Consider the following 20689-nt stretch of genomic DNA (forward strand, 5'->3'; position numbering starts at 1 on the left):
TACAATCACATCAAGTTTTTTTTGGTGTTGCCCGTATTGCGTCCTTCGGCTTGTTCCCGATGATAGGGAGCATCCGTTTGATCCACGGAACGATTCATCGCGTCCATTGTCCGGTTCCCGAACCGCCACTTGCCATCATCCCTATGGGGGTGGTGATAGTTGAAGATTTGCGGCGACCATAGCCAAGGTGAGACGCCCGGTCCCTTTCCGAACCCGGAAGCTAAGGCCTTGCACGGCGATGGTACTGCACTTGAGAGGGTGTGGGAGAGTAGCACGTCGCCGCTTTTACTGTGATGGCGTTGAGCCCTTGGTAGAGTCCTCCGGGATTCCCAAGGGCTCTCGTCGTATACGGGGATCTTGTCCCGAGTGACACGGACGGGCCCGACGCGGCGAAGCGATCACGGAAGGATACCGGGGAATCGCTCGGCATACCCGCGTTATCCGATTCCATTCCGCCGGGCCGTGAAAGGTATTGCCGGAAACGGCGTTCAACGCATGTCACAATCCACTGCGCATAACATCTCCAATCAGAAGAACTCCCAGGACGATTCGCGGCATCCCATGCAATCTGCATCGAATACGACCGTCACAACGTCCCCTGACAGCAGGAACGATCGCCCGGCAAACGGTGACGACCGCATCCAACCGACCCTGGTGCTCTCCATCGTCGCGACGGGCATCATGGCATTCATCGGCATTCTGACCGAAACCCTGACCAACGTGCTGTTCCCCGAACTCATGGCCGAATTCCACGTCGACACGTCCACCATCCAATGGCTGACCACCGGCTACCTGCTGATGGTTTCCCTGGTCACCCCACTGTCCTCATATCTGAAACGTAAATATCCGCTGAAGAACATCTTCCTTACCGCGATTCTGCTGTGCATCGCCGGCTGCCTTATGGCCGCATGCACGTTGAACTTCCCGATGCTGATGGTCGCCCGTCTGCTGCAAGGCGCGGGTACCGGCATCGCCCTGCCGTTGATGTTCAACATCATTCTCGAACAGTCCCCCAGAACCCGTATCGGCATGTTCATGGGCATCGGCGGCATGATCGTGGCGGTCGCCCCGGCACTTGGCCCGACCGTCGGCGGACTGGTCGGTACGTTCATGCCCTGGCGTTGGATCTTCGTCATCATGCTGCCGTTCCTGCTGGTTTCGCTCCTGCTGGGACTGAAGAACATCCATCAGGTGGCTCCGCTTGAAGACGCGCATATCAACCCGCTGCACGTGCTGCTGCTTGCCGCCGGATTCGTGAGCTTCGTATTCGCGCTTGACCGCGGCGGCGCCGCCATCACCGCGATCAGCACCGGTGATAAAGGTGCCGCCGGCGCCTGCATCATCGCGGTTGTGCTGCTGTGCGTGGCCGTTGCGATGCTGGTGCTGTTCGCGGTGCTGTCGAGGAGGGCGTTCTCCCCGCTGGTGCGTCTCGGCGTGCTGCACAGCGTGAAATTCCGCTGGCATCTGCTGGCCTATGTGCTGCTGCAGTTCGTCACCATCGGCTACGGCTACATGATTCCGAACGCCTCGCAGCTGGGCTTCGGAGCCTCCGTGCTTGCCGCCGGCACCATCGTGCTGCCCGGTGCGCTGCTCGGCGCCATCATGGGCCCCGTTGCTGGCTCTCTGCTGGACAAATTCGGACCGGTCCGTCCCATTGCCGCCGCCATGGCGGCGGCGTTGCTCGGTACGGTGCTGATGGCCGTGCTGATCGGTCCGGGATCGAACGTCATCATGATCGGCGCATGCTATTTCGTGTATATGGTCGGCTTCTCGATGTGCTTCGCGAATACGATGACATGCGGCATGGCTCCCGTGCACCCGGAGTTCAAGGCCGACGGCAACGCGCTGTTCAACACCTTCCAGCAGCTGTCCGGCGCGGTCGGCACGACCGTGATGTCGGTATGCCTGGGCATCGCCCAGTCTGGCCACGGTCAAGTGGGTTCCGCCTCGTTCGTGGCGGCTACGCAGCGTGGCGCACACCTGGGCTTCATCGTGCTGGCTTTGGCCGTGGCATGCGCCTGCCTGGCCAATTTCAGGGCCTTCGTGGCCAAGCGCTGACCGTCTGCTTAAGCGACTACACTATGTGGCACTATGCATTACTTCGTACCTAAGCGTTGCGCCGAGTCGAATAAGATCATGTACCACGACAAGGCAACGGCCCAGCGGGCCGCCGATCAAAGCTGGCGTGAGCGCGGGGCCGAACTGTGGGTCTACCGGTGCGAATTCTGCGGAACCTGGCATCTGACGCATCATGATCCGCAGTCGAGCTACAGGACCATGCCGTCGGATCGGCAGATGAAGCCCAGGTCGCGTAAGAAAGGGTACAAGCCGCGTCGGCGATAGTCGCAGGAAAACGAAAGGCTGTCCGAAACCATATGAACGGTTTCGGACAGCCTTTTTCGTATGCGGAATGATGAATCGCGCGACGATCCGGATCAGCGGTCCAGACGGAATCCCTGACGCTCGGACAACGGCAGCACCGGCTTGGACAGTACACCATCGTCCACGGCGTTCTCCGCGATCTGCTTGCTGAACGCGTCGACGGGACGTTCCGTGTTGCGCAGATCGTAATACTGGTGCACTTCGTCATCGAATTCGGCCAATCCGGCCAGCAGACGTTCGTCGCTGGATGGGTAGCCGTTTTCGAAGAACTGCATGGAACGAGGCATACGCGGCTTGAGCGTCGGCTCCTGATCGGGTTTGCCGATCGCCAGACCCAGAACGGGGTACGTGTATTCCGGCAGATCCAGCAGGTCCACAAGTGCGGCGGCGTCGTTCAGAATGGAACCGAGCACCACGCATCCCAATCCGAGGGAGTATGCGGCGGTTTCCATGGCATGCAGCGCCAGTACGGCGTCGTTCTGAGCCTGCGTGTAACGGTAGCTGGAATTCAGCGTGAACGTGTCGTTGCCGGTTTCCACGCCCTTGGAACGGGCGATTGCGGCGTTGCGGTGCTCGTCGAGCACGAACACGTACAGAAGGGGCGCCTGCGCGATATACGGCTGCCTGCCGATGTGCGCGAGCTGTTCCTTGATGGCGGGATCAGTGACGCGGATCGCGGACCAATCGTTGAGGAACTGGCTGGACGGCGCGCGCTGCGCGACGGTTTCCAGCGTGGCGATGACATCGTCACCCAGCTCCTCGTCTTTGAATTTGCGGATGGAACGACGCTCAAGAAGCGTGTCGATGGTGTCGTTATGAATGAGTTCGGTCATACCGCTATTTTCACGCGATTGCACGACCCGCGCAATCGGAATGTCCAAGGATTCCCGCGTGGTTTTCGTGAAGTTTTCGGTTGAGACGAGCTACTGGGACGCAGGTGACGCAGAAAACGCGCCATGAGCGCAAAATCAGCGCTTGCCGCGGCTTTGCTTGCGATGGCTGCGGTCGATCAATGCCTGCGAACCCCGTTCGGACAACGTGGATACGGCGGCTCCGAACGCGGCCGAGGCCGCGGTGAACGCGAGGGTCATCGCAAGCCCCTTGCCGGCACTCTCCGTATTCCTGCCGTGGCGCTTCCACGCCTTGTCCCAGGCCAGCTGGAAGAGTTTGCCTGCAACCATGCTCGTGACGGTGGGGATGATCGCCTTGGCCAGCTTGTCGGTGGCGGAATCCGGATCCTCCAGTCGCTGCTTGCGCAACTCAGCGACTTTGCCGTCGATGCGGTGCAGGGCTTCGACCGCGCGGTCGGCCGTCGATTCGGATGCGGTGTAGGTTTCGTCGCTCATACGCACCAGTCTACCGCCGGCCGATCGCGTGCCGTCCATCGAAGCGCAGTGTGCGCGGCCATGCGGTTCAGGCTCGCGGGAAACGGCGTGCCGGTGGATTGCCACCGTGTACGGGGTAAAGTGTGACTATGAGTGAAAATGAACTGGGCGGCAGCGCGGCCGCTACACAGACCGGGCATCTGGTTTTGCTGCGCCACGGGCAGACCGTGTGGAGCGAATCGGGGCAGCATACCGGGCGTACGAATATTCCGTTGACGTCGGTTGGCGAACAGCAGGCCGTGGCTGCCGGTGAGCGGCTTCGTGCCGCATTCCCCGAAGGATTCGACGAAGGTTGCGTGTTCGCCAGCCCGTTGAAGCGGGCGCAGCAGACGGCGCGTCTGGCCGGTTTCGAGCAGGTTGCCACGCTCGACGACATCGCGGAATGGGATTATGGCCGTGCCGAGGGGCGCACCCGTCAAACGGTGAGCGATATGGCCGGTTTCGATTGGGATGTGTGGCGTGACGGGCCGACGTCCCTGCCGGAATCCATGGATGCGGACTGGCAGGAGACGCTTCCGAGCGGCGAACGTGTGCAGGTGCATGCCGGTGCGGGCGAAAGCCTTGATGCCGCCGCCGCACGCGCCTGTGACGCGATCGGGAAGGTGGCGCCGCTCGTCGAATCGGGGAAGGATGTGCTGTTGGTCGCGCATGCGCATATTCTGCGTATTCTGACCTCGCAGTGGATCGGTCTTGATCCAGGCTTCGGTCGCCTGCTTCGCTTGGATACGGCGCACTATTCGGTGCTGAGCCTGTACAAGGGTGATCGCGTTATCGAGCATTGGAACTGTTGACAAAAGAAAGGAGCTGATTTTACCTGTTTCTTGGTCCCGCCTCCCCGTTTCGCCGTGCGATGACGCGCGGTGAAATAGGCCCGGAGGCGGGGGAAATCAAGGGGTGCCGCATGATTACGGCACGCCAAGCTTTGCCATCGTTTGCAAGAATGCAGAAGATGCGCCATAATAGGCACTGTTGAAATCTTCGAAGGTGCCGAAGCCGACACCTTAACTACGGACACAGTCTGTTCGGGCGGAGAAACAAAAAAGGAAGAGAAAGGTTCGATGATGAATCGTAACGTGAAAGCAGCGGTCAGCCTGGTTGCCATTACCGCCATGTCTTTGGGCACGCTTGCCGCATGCGGCTCCAACTCCAGCTCCAGCTCCAGCAAGGGCAAGGTCTACTACCTGAACTTCAAGCCTGAATCGGCCGACCAGTGGACCGCTCTGGCCAAGGAATACACCAAGGAAACCGGCGTCGAGGTCAAGGTTCAGACCGCAGCCTCCGGCACCTACGAGCAGACCCTGAAGTCTGAAATCGCCAAGACCGAAGCCCCGACCCTGTTCCAGGTCAACGGCCCCGTCGGCTACCAGAACTGGAAGCGCTACACCGCCGACATGAAGGACACCGAGCCGTACAACCAGCTCATCAACAAGGATGTGGCCCTGAAGGACGGCGATAAGGTCGTCGGCGTGCCGTACGTGATGGAAACCTACGGCCTGATCTACAACAAGGACATCCTGAACAAGTACATCGCCACCGACGGCGCCAAGATCAAGAGCGTCGACGACATCGACAACTTCGACACCCTGAAGGCCGTCGCCGACGACATGCAGGCCAAGAAGGACCAGCTCGGCATCAAGGGCGCCTTCACCTCCGCCGGCTTCGACTCCAGCTCCGACTGGCGTTTCAAGACCCATCTGGCCAACCTGCCGCTGTACTACGAGTTCACCGAGGACAACATCACCGAGCAGCCGGCGACCATCAAGGGCACCTACCTGCCGGAGTACAAGAACATCTTCGACCTGTACATCACCGACTCCACCACCGATCGTACGCAGCTGAGCTCCAAGACCGGTGACGACGCCAACTCCGAGTTCGCTCTCGGCCAGGCGGCCTTCTACCAGAACGGCACCTGGGCTTGGACCGACCTTGAGAAGGCCGGCATGAAGGCCGACTCCATCGGCATGATGCCGATCTACACCGGCGCCAAGGGCGAGGAGAAGCAGGGTCTGGCCACCGGTTCCGAGAACTACTGGTGCATCAACGACAAGGCTTCCGACGCCGACAAGCAGGCCACCAAGGACTTCCTGAAGTGGGTCATCACCTCCAACACCGGCAAGAAGTCCCTGAGCCAGGACATGGGCTTCACCACCCCGTTCAAGTCCTTCTCCGACGTCAAGTCCGACAACCCGCTGGTCCAGGCCGCTCAGGACGATCAGAAGTCCGGCAAGACCCAGGTCTCCTGGAACTTCACCATGATGCCGTCCGAAGAGTGGAAGAACAAGCTGGGCAACGCTCTGCTTGAGTACGCTCAGGGCACCGGTGACTGGAACGCCGTGAAGACCGCGTTCGTGGACAACTGGGCTGCTGAATACAAGGCCTCCCACTGAGTCCAATCTCCTCAATAACTGAATCAATAATTGAATACCGGCGACGGTCGGTTCCTTCTCCCCGACCGTCGCCACATCCTCTCTGTTAAAACTTCTTCATGTAACTTCTCCAATGGCTGATGGCCGTCGACCTTCACGGGTCGGCGGCCATCATTTCGTTTGGGGACTTTGTTTGGGCTGGGGCTGCGGATATCCCTACGGTTGAGATGCACGTGGATGCGCATGATGCGCTGCACGCCCCGCAATCGCCCCGTGTACGCCCGAATACGACAAGGCCCGCTCCCTCATGGGAAGCGGGCCTCAATGCGGTGTAATGTGGCGCGAACGCCGTCAGCGGTGAACGCCGGAGGTGCTGGACCGTACGATCAGCTGCGCCGGGACCTCCACGAATGCGGGGGAGGGGTCGCGGCCTTGGATGAGGTCGAGCGTCATGCGCGCCGCGGTGCGTGCCATTTCCGCAGGATTCTGGCGGATGGTGGTCAAGCCGATGTCGTTGGTGTAGATGCTGTCGTCGTAGCCGATCAGCGAAATATCGCTGGGTACGGAGAAACCGTTGCGTTCCAGCTGGAACAGCAGCGGCACTGCGATGCCGTCCTCCTGGCAGGCGATGGCCGTCGGCATGTCCGGCAGACTCATCAGCTGCGTGACCACGTCGCTGATCTGGTAGTGGCCGTCATGGTCGACCTGGCAGGTCACGATGCGCGGTTCGACGCCCTCCTTGCGGCAGCATTCGCAGAACACGTCGAAACGGCTTTTCACGGAGAACGACAGCGAGACACCGCGGTCGGTGCTGATGTAGGCGATATTGCGATGGCCGAGCGTGATGAGATGACGGGCGGCGAGCGTCGAACCCTGTTCATCGTTGATGTTGACGGCGGCGGAGAAGCCGCGTTCCTCGGGCTTGACGGCGTTGATGCCGATGATCGGCACGCCCACGGAGGCGAGCTGTGCGCTCTCCTGGGCATCGATGTCGAAGGAGACGACGATGACGGCGTCGGCGTTGCGGCGCACCGGAAGCGTGTCGAAGAACTCCTTGCGATCCTCGATGCTGGAGACCTGGAAGATCGAAATATCGTACCCTTCGGCGTGCAGTACCTCGTTGAGGCCTTCGATGACCTGCGCGGTGAACCAGAGACTGATATGGCCGCTCATCAGGACTGCGATGCGTAGGGATTTGCCGGATTTCAGCGCCGCCGCGGAACGGGACAACGAGAAATTGAGTTCGTTGGCAATATCCAGCACGCGTTTGCGCGTCTTTGCGGAAACCAGGTCCGGGCGTGTGAATGAGCGGGAAACCGTGGAAATGGATACACCCGCTGCCTTGGCTACATCTTGAATGCTGCTAGTCATAGGACCCACCTTGTACAGATTTACCTTCTTGAATTTCAGCTTACACTTTGCCGCTACCGCCAGTAAGGGGGATAGTAAACGGTTTACAAACGTTTGCATTTTACTGTTCGACAATGCAGGTATGGCGGGAAGATAATATTTTCAAGGTGTCAACGTCAAAGGTTTTTCTGACTGGTATGAGGGGGAAACGCCGAAAATGACAACGTTTGACATACGTTTCCGTGACACGTACCATACTAGTACGTCTTGCATGAAGGTGTGCACAGCATATCGAACCATGCAAGCGGTGCACCAAGCACAGCAAGGATTGAATCCCGCGCACGACGCAGTGCGACGGACTCAAGGAGGAGGAAGTGGTGTTTCATGATTAGTATGGCTGGAAAAGCAATACGGAGGTGGTGGGCGCTGTTCGCGCTGCCTACCTTCGCGGCATTCATCATCGGGTTCGTGGTGCCTTTCATCATGGGCGTGTACCTGAGCTTCTGCGAATTCACAACCGTCACCGACGGCGAATGGGTCGGGCTCAAGAACTACGGCAAGGCACTGCAGGATAAGGAATTCCTGCACGCCCTCGGCTTCTCGACGGCCTTCACCATCGTGACGACCATCGTGATCAACGTGGTCGCGTTCTCCATCGCCTACATGCTGACCAAGGCGATCAAGGGTTCGAACCTATTCCGTTCCGTGTTCTTCATGCCGAACCTCATCGGCGGCATCATCCTGGGCTACATCTGGTTGCTGCTGCTCAACGGCATTCTCGCCCACTGGGGTAGGGCGCTGACCTATTCCGCGACATACGGATTCTGGGGCTTGGTCATTCTGGTGTGCTGGCAGCAAATCGGCTACATGATGATCATCTACATCGCCGGCATGCAGTCGCTGCCGACCGACGTGCTCGAAGCCGCCCAGGTCGACGGCGCGAACGGCACCCAGACCATGTTCAAGATCATCATCCCGCTCATGATGCCGTCCATCACCGTGTGCTCCTTCCTGACCGTGACCAACGGCTTCAAGCTGTACGATCAGAACCTCGCATTGACCAACGGTGCTCCGAGCAACATGTCTGAAGGCCTGGCAATGAACATCACCCGTACGTTCTACGGCCGCATGGGCTGGGAAGGCGTCGGACAGGCCAAGGCAGTGCTGTTCTTCATCCTGGTTGCGGTGATCGCGCTGCTCCAGAACAAGCTCACGACTAGCAAGGAGGTGGCGGCCTGATGACCGACAACAACAAGGTCAAGCACCCGGCGCTTTGGACCACCCTATTCAGCATCGTCTCGCTGGCATGGATCTTCCCGATCGTGCTGGTCATCATCAACTCCTTCAAGCAGAAGGCGTACATCTCCGCAAACGCGTTCTCCATCCCCACAGGCAAGGCGTTCGTCGGTCTGGAGAACTACACGCGTGGCATCGAAACCACGAACTTCTTCGCCAGCTTCGGCTGGACCCTGCTGATCACGGTCGGCTCGGTCGTCCTGATCCTGCTGTGCACCTCGATGTGCGCATGGTGGATCGTCCGCGTGAACAACTGGGCCGCCAAGCTGCTGTACACGCTGTTCCTGTTCAACATGATCGTGCCGTTCCAGATGGTGATGTTCACCCTCTCCAAGCTGGCCGATATGCTCAAGCTCAACACCCCGTGGGGCCTGTGCATCGTGTACCTCGGCTTCGGCGCAGGTCTGGCCGTGTTCATCTTCACCGGCGTGATCAAGGGCATCCCGCAGGAGCTTGAGGAATCCGCAATGATCGATGGCGCGAACGTGCCCCGCATCTTCTTCCAGATCGTGGTTCCGATCATGAAGCCGAGCATCGTCTCCGTGGCGATCCTCGAAGCCATGTGGATCTGGAACGACTACCTGCTGCCGTACCTGACGCTCGACCTGGGCAAGTACAAGACCATCTCGGTGGCCGTGCAGTACCTCAAGGGCGGCTACGGTTCCGTCGATATGGGCGCCATGATGGCCTGCCTGGTCCTCGCGATCATCCCGATCATCGTGTTCTACCTGGTCTGCCAGAAGTACATCGTCAAGGGCGTAATGGCTGGAGCCGTCAAGGGCTGACGCAGTCAGCCCGATGCGGCAGCGCAGTGCGCTGCCGCAAGGCTCCAGCCCGAGTGAGGCGATAGCCGAACGAGGGTAACGATGAGCCCGGCCGAAGGCCGGTCCGTAATGGCCGGACCGGAGCTGTTAAAGGCTGACGCAACGTCCGAAAGCGATAGGCGGGGGCGGATGGTTCTCAACGAACCGTCCGCCCCCGCTTCGCATATGTGGCCGAATGCCGATTCGGCCGGAAGGCTATCCTGTACAAGGAATCATGAAGTGAAAGGCGATGACGTGCCGGCCCGCAGCCGATGGGCGCGGTCGCCCGGCGCATGCCGTCATCGTGACGAAGGGAGCGTGCAACGTGAATTTCCTGTCCCCCGATTCGAAGTTCATGCAGGAGCTGCGGAATCTCACGGACGCCATCTGGATCAACATTCTGATGATCGTCACGTCCATTCCCATCATCACCATCGGCGCCGCGATCACGGCCGCGCATGATGCCTCCAGGCGCGCCCTGCAGGGTGAGGCCGGCGGCGTGACGGCGAACTATTTCAAGGCGTTCCGCGCGAACTTCGTGAAGTCGACCGCGCTGTGGGCGGTGTTCGGCATTACCGGCGCCGCACTGGCATACGCCTGGGTGGTGTTGCAGATCACGCCGCTGCTGATTCCGAAATTCGGTTTGACCATCGTGTGGATGATCGGCTTCGAATGGGTGTTCGCCTTGCAAGCGCGATTCGAGAACTCGGTGGGACGGACTTTGGAGAACGCGTTCGTGTTCGGTGTGAGCCGCATTCTGCTGACCTTGGGCATGGTCGTCATCGATGCGGTGTGGCTCGGCCTGTTGGCGGCCTGCTGGTTCTATTTCCCGCAAGGTCTGTTCCTGCTGGTGGTCATGGGTTACGGCACGATGATCATGTGCCATATTCCGCTGCTGGAGCGCGGTTTCGCCAAGTACCTGAAGTCCGCTTCGGGTGACGGTGAGAACGGCGAGTAGAAGCCCGGGAACGGGCGTTTTGAGGGCTTGCGTGAGCCTGTAGCGCCGACGATGCGCGGTTCGCGCTGCGTCGAGCCGGAACCCGTTTCCGCACATGACCGCATATGGATGATGCCGACCCTTTTCGGGGCCGGCATCATCCATATGGAGTGTTGGTTGCGTCGCGCGATCAGACGTTGGGATCGACGTACGGCGCCGTGGTCTCGCGCAGCATGAGCTGCACCTGCGGCGTTTCGAACCGCGGCTCGGCGGCGGCGCAAGGATGCTTGCCATCGGATGCGATCAGGGCGAGGGTTTTCTGCGCGGCCTTGGCGCCCATGGCGTACGGATCCTGATGCAGGGTGGTCAGGCCCAGGCTGGAGGCGTACAGGTTGTCGTCGAAGCCGATGAGGGAAAGATCCTGCGGGATGCGACGGCCGTACTGGCGCAGGCGGAACAGCGCGGGGATGGCGAGCTCGTCATCACACAGGCATACCGCGGAAGGCGTGGGCGAGGCGGAGATGATGCAGTTGAGCACCGCGTTGGCCGGGTCGCCGGCATGGTCGAGGGACAGCGGCATGGGCGTGACGCCCGGGTAGGAGTTGCAGGCATCCATGAAGCCCTGCAGACGCGCACTGGCCGAATAGCGCAGCGCCGAACGATCGTCCATCTCGTCGTAGCCGATGTAGGCGATGCGCTGGTGGCCCAAGGCGACCAGATGATCCACGGCGATATGTTCGGCCGCGTGATCGTCGATGCTCACGCCGGCGTCGAATCCGTCGTTCGACGGGATGTTGATGCCGACGATCGGCACGTTCATGGCCTTGAGCTTCTTGGCCTCATCGGGTTCGATGCTGAAGGAGCTCACCACGACGGCGTCCGCGTTGCGCAACACGGGCAGATCGGTGAAGAATTTCCTGCGCTCGTCGGCGGAGGTCATCGAGAACACGGAGATGTCGTACCCGGCGGGGTGGAATACGGAATCGAGGCCGGCGTAGATGCGCGAATTGAACCAGGTGATGATGGATTCGCTGAACAATAGCGCGATGCGGAACGATTGCCCCGACTTCAGCGCCGCGGCGGAACGTGAAATGCGGTAGTTGAGCTTCTCCGCAGCGGCCATCACGCGTTCGCGGGTTTCCGGCAACACGAGGTCGGGCTTGGCGAAGGTGCGTGACACCGTGGATACGGAGACTCCCGCCTCGCGGGCGACCGCCTGAATACTTGCTTGTGCCACCAATCCTCCTGACAGTATGGTGAAAATCTATGAAAACGATATCACGTGCGATGACGCGCCTCTGACCGTTCAAAGGCGCGTCATCGCACGTGGATACGAATACAGCGAATGGTTGGTTGGGTTTACTTGGTGACGCCGTCGCGCATGACCTTGGCGAGGGACTGCACGCGCGGGGAATCGAAGACGTCGGGCGTCAGCACGACGTTCTGGTCGGCGTCGGACAGCGGGACGCGCCAGTTCGAATACTCGCTGGACGTACCGGGCTGGTTCTGGCTGCGGTGTTCGCCGACACCGTCGACCAAGGCGGCCTGCAGCAGCAGGGACGGGGTGTCACAGAGCATGGCGTGCATCGCCTCGACGATCTGCTGCTCATGCGCCGGCACGTCGGCCGCGACGTCGGGCGTGATGTAGCCGCTGTCGACCAGACGGTCGAGCATGGCACGCTGTTCGGCCTCGGCGGACTCGCGGAACGCCTCCGGGTCGTCGACCAGATGAAGCTTCTTACGCAGTTCGACATGCTCGTAGTTGAGGTAGCCGGCGGTCGGCGGCAGATCGTGCGTGGTCACGGAGGCGAAGGCCTGACGGCGGTAATCCTCCGGCGGCATGTACGGGTCGCCGGCGTTCGGGGAATAATCCACGCGTGCGAACCATTCGACCTCGGTGCCGAGCACGCCGTGCTCGCCGAGCACCCGGCGCACATAATCGGGCACGGTGCCCAGATCCTCGCCGATCACCATGCCTCCCACGCGGGTCGCCTCGATGGCGAGCACGCCGAGCATGGCCTCGTAGTTGTAGTTCACGTAGGCGCCGTTGCGTGCGCCCAGACCCTGCGGAATCCACCACAGGCGGAACAGGCCCAGCACATGGTCGATGCGCACGGCACCCGCGTGCTCGTACATGAAGTGCACCATCTCGCGGTACACCTGATAACCGGTGGCCTCAAGATAGTTCGGGTTGAACGGGGGCTGACCCCAATCCTGACCCTGCTGGTTGTAGAAGTCCGGCGGGCAACCCACGGTGACGCCGCTTGCCGCGAATCGTTCCGGATTCGCCCAAGCGTCCGCGCCCAAGCCGTGCACGCCGACGGCCATGTCCTGGATCACACCCAGTGCCATGCCGGAGTCGAGGGCCGTGCGCTGCGCGTCGTTGACTTGCTCGGCCGCGATCCACTGCAGCCAGCGGTTGAACTCGAACAGATCGGCGTTATCGGCGATGAGCTGCTGCACGGATTCGCTGGAAACGGTGGTCTCCTTGAACCACGGGTTGTCGCCCCACGGCGCACCCCAGACCTCGAAGCACAGGCTCCAGGCCGCGAAGGAATCCAGATCGGGGCCGGCGTCCTTCTTGAACGCCTCGAACTCGGCTTCGCGCTGTGCGGAACGCCCCGCGTCGAAGATGATGCGCAGCGCCGGACGCTTGGCGTCCCACGCCGCATCGATATCCATGGGGCCGGAATCTTCGTTGCTGGCGGCGACGCTATCGTGCAGCGCATCGACCTTCGCGCGCGCCTCGGCGTCAAGCTCGGCGTACTCGGGGATGTCCTGCGGGCGGATGTAGGTGACATTGAGGAATCGGCGGGATTCCGGAAGGTAGGGGGACGGCTCGAGCGGCGTGAGCGGCGCGCTGGCATGGATCGGGTTGATCAGCATGAAGTCGGCGCCGGACTTGGTGGCGGCGTCGGCCAGCAAGCGCTTCAGATCGCCGTAATCGCCGACGCCCCAGGATTCGTGGGAGCGTACGGAGTACATCTGGGTCATCCAGCCCCAACGGTGATGGTCGGCCACCGCTTCGGGCACCGCGATATGTGCGGGGGCGTTGATGATGGTGGCATCGGCGCTGCGGTCCTCGGTGGAGACGTGCAGGGTGTGGTAGCCCATCGGCAGGGAATCGGGGATGGCGATGGTCGGATGCGCGGAATCAAGGTCGGGCAGCGCGTCGACGTCTTCGCCGAACGTGGTGCCGTCTTCCAGGGTGATGGACGCGGTGATGTCGCATTCCGCGCTGCAGTTGATCTCGACCGTGGTGGTCCTGCCGGTGGTGGCGACGATGGTCGGCGGGATCAGCTGGTTGCGCTGCTGCTCCTCATGCAGTTCGAGGGAGTGGGCAATCGCCTCGTCGGTCGATGCGTCGACGCCGAGGGCCGCAAGCACTGCGACCAGGGCCTCGTCGCTGATTTCGGTGTAGGTTCCCAGCTGGTCGAAGAAGGAGGTGGACAAGCCGCTTGCCTTGGCAAGCTGGATGAGCGGGCGTGCGAGACGTTCGGCACTTTCTTCGCGCTGTGTGGCGGTAGTCATGATGGATAGCTCCTCTTCGAGTGATTCTGCAAACGTGCCTATAGAATTCTGCGTTGATCCCCCGGGCGGTTTGCTGATTTCTCTTATAACGTACAAGATAGCTTATTTTGACAACGATTGCAAAGAGAAGTCTGCACGTGTCCTCTTCATCATGTTTACCTTGTGAATTCGTTGTCTTTTTCCGGCTTGGAATCACGCCTTTTCAAGCCGGTTTCAAAAACTTGAGGGATATCGACTCAAGTTTTTGAAGAATTTGGGAATAAAAGTTGACAGCGGGAAGTTGAGTGATGTAGGCTCAAGTTTTGGAACGGGTCGTGAGGCCCGAAAGAAACGTGAGCGGGAAACCGTAGAACGAGAACACTGTTCCGCCGCAGCCGACGGAACATACATATATAAGGAGTCATAGTTATGGGACGTGCAGTTGGTATCGATCTTGGCACCACGAATTCCTGCATCGCAACGCTTGAAGGCGGCGAACCTACCGTCATCGTGAACGCCGAAGGCATGCGCACCACCCCGTCCGTGGTCGCCTTCTCCAAGTCCGGCGAGATCCTGGTCGGCGAAGTCGCCAAGCGTCAGGCCGTCACCAACGTCGACCGCACCATCAGCTCGGTCAAGCGCCACATGGGCACCGACTGGACCGTCGAAATCGACGGCAAGAAGTGGACCCCGCAGGAGATCTCCGCGCAGGTCCTGATGAAGCTCAAGCGCGACGCCGAAGCCTATCTGGGCGAGCCGGTCACCGACGCGGTGATCACCTGCCCGGCCTACTTCAACGACGCCCAGCGTCAGGCCACCAAGGATGCCGGCAAGATCGCCGGCCTGAACGTGCTGCGTATCATCAACGAGCCGACCGCCGCCGCACTGGCCTACGGTCTGGAAAAGGGCAAGGAAGATGAGCGCATCCTGGTCTTCGATCTGGGCGGCGGTACCTTCGATGTCTCCCTGCTGGAAATCGGCAAGGACGACGACGGCTTCTCCACCATCCAGGTGCAGGCCACCAACGGCGACAACCGTCTGGGCGGCGACGACTGGGATCAGAAGATCATCGACTGGCTGGTCGGCGAGGTCCGCAACAAGTACGGCGTCGACCTGAGCAAGGACAAGATCGCCCTGCAGCGTCTGAAGGAAGCCGCCGAGCAGGCCAAGAAGGAACTGTCCAGCTCCACCAGCACCTCCATCTCCATGCAGTACCTGGCCATGACCCCCGACGGCACCCCGGTGCACCTGGACGAGACCCTGACCCGCGCCCACTTCGAGGAAATGACCTCCGACCTGCTGGGCCGCTGCCGCACCCCGTTCAACAACGTGCTGGCCGATGCGGGCATCAGCGTCTCCGACATCGACCACGTCGTGCTCGTCGGCGGCTCCACCCGTATGCCCGCCGTCAAGGAGCTCGTCAAGGAGCTCACCGGCGGTAAGGAAGCCAACCAGTCCGTGAACCCGGATGAGGTCGTGGCCGTCGGCGCAGCCGTCCAGTCCGGCGTCATCAAGGGCGACCGCAAGGACGTCCTGCTCATCGACGTGACCCCGCTGTCCCTCGGCATCGAAACCAAGGGTGGCATCATGACCAAGCTGATCGAGCGCAACACGGCCATCCCGACCAAGCGTTCCGAGGTCTTCTCCACCGCCGAGGACAACCAGCCGTCCGTGCTGATCCAGGTCTACCAGGGCGAGCGTGAGTTCGCTCGCGACAACAAGCCGCTGGGCACCTTCGAGCTGACCGGCATCGCTCCGGCTCCGCGTGGCGTCCCGCAGATCGAAGTCACCTTCGATATCGACGCCAACGGCATCGTGCACGTGTCCGCGAAGGACAAGGGTACCGGCAAGGAGCAGTCCATGACCATCACCGGTGGTTCCGGCCTGCCGAAGGACGAGATCGACCGCATGGTCAAGGAAGCCGAAGCCCACGAGGCCGAGGACAAGAAGCGCAAGGAGGATGCCGAGACCCGCAACCAGGCCGAAGCCTTCGCCTACCAGACCGAGAAGCTCGTCAACGACAACAAGGACAAGCTCTCCGACGACGTGGCCAAGGAAGTCACCGAGAAGGTCGACGCGCTGAAGGAAGCCCTGAAGGGTGAGGACATCGAGGCCGTGAAGACCGCTCAGACCGAGCTGATGACCTCCGCCCAGAAGATCGGCCAGGCGCTGTACGCGCAGCAGGGTGCCGAAGGTGCCGCTGGCGCTGCCGGTGCCGCCGGTGCCGGTGCCGCCGGCGCATCCGCTGGCTCCGACGACGACGTGGTCGACGCCGAAGTCGTGGATGACGACGACAAGGACAACAAGTAATCATGTCCGACTTCAACAAGGACGATTATCTGAACGACCTGCCCGACGCCGACGAACTGGCCGGGCAGGCCGCCCCCGCCGCGGGCGAGGGGAAGCCGGCCGAAGGCCAGGCCTCCGATCAGCCCGCCCCGAAGGCCGAGGAATCGGCCGAAGCCGCGAAGCCCGAAACGGAAGGCGACGGCGAGGATACGCTGACCCCGCTGGGTCAGGCGAAGAAGGAAGCCGCCGATTACCTTGAGGCGCTGCAGCGCGAACGCGCGGAGTTCATCAACTACCGCAATCGCGCCAAGAAGGAGCAGGATCGCTTCCGCCAGCACGGCATCATCGACGTGCTGACCGCGTTGCTCCCCGCTCTCGACGACATCGACCGCATCCGCGAACACAGCGAGATGGACGATTCCTTCAAAGCCGTCGCGGCGAAGATCGACAAGGCCTTCGAAAAGTTCGGCGTTGAGAAGTTCGGCGAGAAAGGCGAGGACTTCGATCCGACCAAGCATGACGCGATCCTGCACAAGCCGGATCCGAATGCTGAAAAGGAGACCGTCGACACCGTGGTGGAGGCCGGGTACCGCATCGGTGACCGCGTGATTCGCGCGGCCCGTGTGGTGGTCGCCTCGCCGCAGGCCTGAGCGCCCCGGAACCATCCGGCGACGTTATGACTCCGGGCTGCCTGTGTTCCCGTTTTTCGGAAAACAGGCAGCCCGTTGTGCACATCCTTCCCCAATGGGAAGACGAACAACCCCTCCACGCCCAGCGCGGAGGGACAAGGAAAGACTTCATTATCAAAGCAGCTCCTGAAAGGAGGCAGTGATGGCTGAGAATGAATGGTTGAACAAGGATTTCTACAAGGTCCTCGGTGTCTCCAAAGACGCCACCACCGACGAAATCAAGAAAGCCTACCGCAAGCTTGCGCGCAAGTACCATCCGGACGTCAACAAGACCAAGGAGGCCGAGGAGAAGTTCAAGGACATCTCCGAAGCGTACGACGTGCTGAGCAACAAGAACGAACGCCAGAAGTACGATGCGATCCGCCAGTTCGGCATGGGCGGAGCCAGGTTCGCCGGTGGTTCCGGCGCAAGCGGCTTCGACGCCAGCGGATTCTCCGACATCTTCGGATCCATGTTCGGCGGCGGCGCACCGGGCGGCGGACGGGTCCGCTTCCAGACGTCGGGCGGCGGCCAGCCGAACCTCAACGACATCTTCTCGATGTTCGGCGGGGGAGCTGGCCCGCAGGCGGGCGCACAGTACGGCGGCGCACCATACGGCGGCGGCTACGGTGCAGGGTATGAGGAGCCCGCGCAGCCCGAACGCGGCGAGGACCGCAATTCGAAGATCACGCTCACCTTCCGCCAGGCGGTCAAGGGCGTGACGGTGTCGCTTTCCGCCGATGGCAAGAAGTTCAAGACGCATATTCCGGCAGGCGTCAAGGACGGGCAGAAGATCCGCCTCAGCGGCAAGGGCAAGCCCGGCCGCAACGGTGGCGCGCCCGGCGACATGTATCTGCAGATCACCGTGGAGGAGGACCCGAAGTTCTCCATGCGTGGCCACGATCTGGTGATGGACCTTCCCGTCACCGTGGGCGAAGCCGTTGCTGGTGGCAAGGTCGAAGCCACGGATCTTGACGGCAACGCCGTGACCTTCAAGATTCCCGCGGGAACCTCCAGCGGAACGGAAGTGAAGGTCGGCGGCCACGGTGTGGCATCCGGCAACCAGAAGGGCGATCTGATCGGACGCGTGCAGATCCACGTGCCGGCGAAACCCGGCTTGGGCCTTAAGCGTACGGCCAAGAAATTCGACGAGGAAGCAGGCGCATACCTGCAGCGCTGACCGCGTTGCACCGTCCCGCTCGCCACGCCACCACGGTGGTGGGGGAGCGGGACGGATCAGCGCCCGCGACTCGCGATTGGCGATCCGCGACTTGCGATGAGTCGTGATTGCCATGGTGATTACGGTGATTACAGCAATCACGACAAAACATGACGGAACATGCGAAAGAAGGTGAATGATGGCGAAGACGGCACGGCAAATGCGCCAGCTGTACGCGCTGTGCGCGACGGCGATCGTTCTGGGCCGGGCCGACCTTGACGGCGCCGACAATGCGGGATTCGACATCGCACTCCCCATCTTCACCGTCGGGCAGGTCGGCGAAATCGCCAACATCCACCCCCAGACCCTGCGCCAGTACGATCGCGTCGGACTGGTCGTGCCGCAGCGCACTTCGGGCGGTGCGCGCCGGTACAGTCTGCGCGACATCGACCGCCTGTTGCAGGCGCAGAAACTCAGCCAAGATGAGGGCATCAACCTGGCCGGCATCACGCGCATCCTCGAACTGCAGGAGGAAACCCGCCAGCTGCGCCGCCAGATCAAACGTATGCGTGAGGAAAGCGACGGCAGCGTGTTCACCGCCGGTCGCGACGGCGACATCGTCGAAATGCAGCGTTCCAACAGTGCACGCAGGTGGCGTCGCGACATCCACGCCACGGTGCGCGAACTGCCGTCCGGCACCAGCGGCTACGACCCTGATTCGGTGTCCGGATCCAAATCGATGATCCTGTGGGGATACCGCTGAAATCGCGCCGGAATCGCATACGCCGGGCGCATAACGTTGTGTCGAGCTGCTTTGGTGTACTTGAGGCGTAATTCGTTCTTCCACAGCAAGGAGAAAACATGCTGTTGAAAGCCGTGTTCTGCGATCTTGACGGCACCACAATCGATTCCGAACCCCTGTGGCATGATGGCGAAATCGAACTCGCCACGAAGAACGGCGGCTACTGGGATGAGGATCTGGGCTGGGAATGCTCCGGCAAGCCGGTCCCCGAAGTGGCCGAGCATATGATCGAACATGGTTGCACGCTGAGCGTCGAGGAGATCGACGTGCAGCTCAAAGCCTACGTGTTCAAGGCCGAACAGGAACGTCTGCCGTGGATTGACGGCGTGAAGGAAACCCTGAGCTCCCTGCGTGAGGCGGGTATTCCGGTGATGCTGGTCACCACATCCCCCAGGCCCATGGCCGAGAACATCATGGAACAGGCCGGCGGCTTGTTCCTCGACTACGTCTGCGGCGACGACGATTGCGCGCACAAGCCCAATCCCGCGCCGTACCTGCTCGCCGCGAAGAAGCTCGGCATCGCCCCGGAGGATATGGCGAAATGCGTCGTGCTGGAAGACACCTTCGTCGGCCTGGAAGCCGGTGCCGCATCCGGTGCCACGACCATCGCGCAGACCTGCACCATCCGCACGGACACCTCGTCCGGCCCGCAGTTCGCCTCCATCAACGGCTATGAGGGCATCGACGCCACCGCACTGGACGATTTCGTCCGCCAGCGTCTCGCGCACTGAGCACGGTTCCGCGAATCCGCAACCAAACCTACCGATTCCCCGACGGCCCCGACGGTCGTCGGGGAATTCCGTATGTACGCAAGGTTACGTGTACGCAAGGTTGCGGGAATGTGCAGATTTGGACAGGTAGCGATATGCGCATGACCACACCGCACCATCTGTTGATAGGGTTATTGACGGTTTGCGGGCGATTGTTCACGCCTTCTGGCCGAGACATCAGATGAACGAGTATTCGGGAAGCGTATGAGCGTCATTAACTTCTTTGTGGAATTGCTGAAAGATCCGCGCGCGGCCATCGCCGGTTGGATCGCGATGGGCGTGGCCCCCACCCTGGGATTCATCTTCATCATCATCTTCGTGGAAACGGGCGTCGTGTTCTTCCCGTTCCTCCCCGGCGATTCGCTGCTGTTCGCGGCCGGCGTGTTCGCCGCGCCCGACAGTGCCACCGGTCAGGCCGCGCTGCCGCTGCTGGCCCTGTTGCCGGTCGTCTGGCTCGCGCCGATCATCGGCGACCAGTGCAACTACTGGATCGGCCACTTCTTCGGCCGTCGCATCCTCGAATCTGGCAAGGTCAAGGCCATGACCCCGGAACGTATCGAGAAAACCGAGAAGATGATCGAGAAGTGGGGTCCGCTCGCGGTGTTCCTCGGCCGATTCTTCCCGTTCATCCGCACGTTCATGCCGTTCATCTCCGGCATTTCCGGCATGCGTTGGAGCCGTTTCACGCCGTTCTCCGTGCTGGGCGGCCTGTGCTGGTCATCCCTGTTCACCTTCATGGGCTACTTCTTCGGCGGCATCCCCGCAGTGCAGCAGCATTTCGAACTCATCATCATCCTGATCCTGGCCGTGTCGCTCGTGCCCACCATCGTCGGCCTGCTCAAAGCCAAGTTCGGCAAGAAGAAGACCACTGAAACCGCTCCCGTGGAGCAGAGCGTGGAACAATCCGTGGAACAGTGAGCGTACAGGTCGTACACCCGAAGCAAACAGGCATCCCGCATACAGTCGTTGTAC

19 protein-coding genes and 1 rRNA gene are annotated in these 20689 nt (G+C 61.2%); 15 read left to right on the forward strand and 5 right to left on the reverse strand.

What is annotated here, in order from left to right; translation table 11 throughout:
- The 4 genes from KIH75_RS07120 to KIH75_RS07135 all read left to right on the forward strand — a co-directional run.
- A partial coding sequence (locus KIH75_RS07120; protein ID WP_219056067.1) for a hypothetical protein occupies positions 1–182 on the forward strand: 182 nt, incomplete at its 5' end.
- Positions 169–285: ribosomal RNA gene (gene rrf, locus KIH75_RS07125) — 5S ribosomal RNA — on the forward strand. The genes KIH75_RS07120 and rrf, both read left to right, overlap by 14 nt.
- A gap of 210 nt (positions 286–495) precedes the next feature.
- On the forward strand, positions 496–2058 hold the full coding sequence (locus tag KIH75_RS07130; protein WP_236028111.1) for an MFS transporter: 1563 nt from the start codon (positions 496–498) through the stop codon (positions 2056–2058).
- Positions 2059–2091: 33 nt separating this feature from the next.
- Positions 2092–2343, forward strand: coding sequence for a hypothetical protein (locus KIH75_RS07135; protein ID WP_219056068.1), 252 nt, complete (start codon positions 2092–2094; stop codon positions 2341–2343).
- Between the two features lie 92 nt (positions 2344–2435).
- Here the strand turns inward: KIH75_RS07135 and KIH75_RS07140 are convergent, their stop codons facing one another.
- Both KIH75_RS07140 and KIH75_RS07145 read right to left on the reverse strand, forming a co-directional pair.
- On the reverse strand, positions 2436–3215 hold the full coding sequence (locus tag KIH75_RS07140) for a nitroreductase family protein (RefSeq protein WP_219056069.1): 780 nt from the start codon (positions 3213–3215) through the stop codon (positions 2436–2438).
- A 135-nt stretch (positions 3216–3350) separates the two neighbouring features.
- A complete protein-coding gene (locus tag KIH75_RS07145; protein ID WP_219056070.1) occupies positions 3351–3728 on the reverse strand; it encodes a DUF4235 domain-containing protein in 378 nt (125 codons plus the stop codon).
- 128 nt (positions 3729–3856) lie between these two features.
- Here KIH75_RS07145 and KIH75_RS07150 point away from each other — a divergent pair, with 128 nt between their 5' ends.
- Both KIH75_RS07150 and KIH75_RS07155 read left to right on the forward strand, forming a co-directional pair.
- The gene (locus KIH75_RS07150; RefSeq protein ID WP_219056071.1) at positions 3857–4558 is read left to right on the forward strand and encodes a histidine phosphatase family protein; all 702 of its coding nucleotides are present in this window, start codon (positions 3857–3859) and stop codon (positions 4556–4558) included.
- Between the two features lie 267 nt (positions 4559–4825).
- Positions 4826–6154, forward strand: coding sequence for an ABC transporter substrate-binding protein (locus tag KIH75_RS07155; protein ID WP_219056072.1), 1329 nt, complete (start codon positions 4826–4828; stop codon positions 6152–6154).
- A gap of 330 nt (positions 6155–6484) precedes the next feature.
- Here the strand turns inward: KIH75_RS07155 and KIH75_RS07160 are convergent, their stop codons facing one another.
- Positions 6485–7504, reverse strand: coding sequence for a LacI family DNA-binding transcriptional regulator (locus tag KIH75_RS07160; protein ID WP_219056073.1), 1020 nt, complete (start codon positions 7502–7504; stop codon positions 6485–6487).
- 363 nt (positions 7505–7867) lie between these two features.
- Between KIH75_RS07160 and KIH75_RS07165 the strand changes: the two genes are divergently transcribed.
- The 3 genes from KIH75_RS07165 (at position 7868) to KIH75_RS07175 (ending at position 10540) form a co-directional block, all read left to right on the forward strand.
- Entirely contained in the window at positions 7868–8722 is an 855-nt protein-coding gene (locus tag KIH75_RS07165) for a carbohydrate ABC transporter permease (protein ID WP_219056074.1), read from the forward strand.
- On the forward strand, positions 8722–9564 hold the full coding sequence (locus tag KIH75_RS07170) for a carbohydrate ABC transporter permease (protein ID WP_219056075.1): 843 nt from the start codon (positions 8722–8724) through the stop codon (positions 9562–9564). The genes KIH75_RS07165 and KIH75_RS07170 overlap by 1 nt, the downstream gene beginning before the upstream one ends.
- Positions 9565–9907: 343 nt before the next feature.
- A complete protein-coding gene (locus KIH75_RS07175) occupies positions 9908–10540 on the forward strand; it encodes a YesL family protein (protein ID WP_219056076.1) in 633 nt (210 codons plus the stop codon).
- 169 nt (positions 10541–10709) lie between these two features.
- Here KIH75_RS07175 and KIH75_RS07180 read toward each other — a convergent pair whose 3' ends face one another.
- Both KIH75_RS07180 and malQ read right to left on the reverse strand, forming a co-directional pair.
- A complete protein-coding gene (locus KIH75_RS07180) occupies positions 10710–11756 on the reverse strand; it encodes a LacI family DNA-binding transcriptional regulator (RefSeq protein ID WP_219056077.1) in 1047 nt (348 codons plus the stop codon).
- Between the two features lie 122 nt (positions 11757–11878).
- Positions 11879–14050: a 4-alpha-glucanotransferase gene (malQ, locus tag KIH75_RS07185; protein ID WP_219056078.1), complete on the reverse strand. Its 2172-nt coding sequence runs from the start codon at positions 14048–14050 to the stop codon at positions 11879–11881.
- A gap of 408 nt (positions 14051–14458) precedes the next feature.
- On the opposite strand from malQ, the gene dnaK reads away from it, so the two are divergent.
- The 6 genes from dnaK (at position 14459) to KIH75_RS07215 (ending at position 20635) form a co-directional block, all read left to right on the forward strand.
- Positions 14459–16339, forward strand: a complete 1881-nt coding sequence (gene dnaK / locus KIH75_RS07190; RefSeq protein WP_219056079.1) for a molecular chaperone DnaK — start codon at positions 14459–14461, stop codon at positions 16337–16339.
- Between the two features lie 2 nt (positions 16340–16341).
- On the forward strand, positions 16342–16968 hold the full coding sequence (gene grpE / locus KIH75_RS07195; protein WP_219056080.1) for a nucleotide exchange factor GrpE: 627 nt from the start codon (positions 16342–16344) through the stop codon (positions 16966–16968).
- A gap of 181 nt (positions 16969–17149) precedes the next feature.
- Positions 17150–18166, forward strand: coding sequence for a DnaJ C-terminal domain-containing protein (locus tag KIH75_RS07200; protein ID WP_219056081.1), 1017 nt, complete (start codon positions 17150–17152; stop codon positions 18164–18166).
- Positions 18167–18344: 178 nt separating this feature from the next.
- Entirely contained in the window at positions 18345–18908 is a 564-nt protein-coding gene (locus tag KIH75_RS07205; protein ID WP_219056096.1) for a heat shock protein transcriptional repressor HspR, read from the forward strand.
- Between the two features lie 98 nt (positions 18909–19006).
- Positions 19007–19678, forward strand: a complete 672-nt coding sequence (locus tag KIH75_RS07210; protein WP_219056082.1) for an HAD family hydrolase — start codon at positions 19007–19009, stop codon at positions 19676–19678.
- A 243-nt stretch (positions 19679–19921) separates the two neighbouring features.
- On the forward strand, positions 19922–20635 hold the full coding sequence (locus KIH75_RS07215; protein ID WP_219056083.1) for a DedA family protein: 714 nt from the start codon (positions 19922–19924) through the stop codon (positions 20633–20635).
- Positions 20636–20689: the final 54 nt, after the last annotated feature.

This window comes from Bifidobacterium pongonis (assembly GCF_019331805.1).
In the GTDB taxonomy this organism is placed as follows: domain Bacteria; phylum Actinomycetota; class Actinomycetes; order Actinomycetales; family Bifidobacteriaceae; genus Bifidobacterium; species Bifidobacterium pongonis.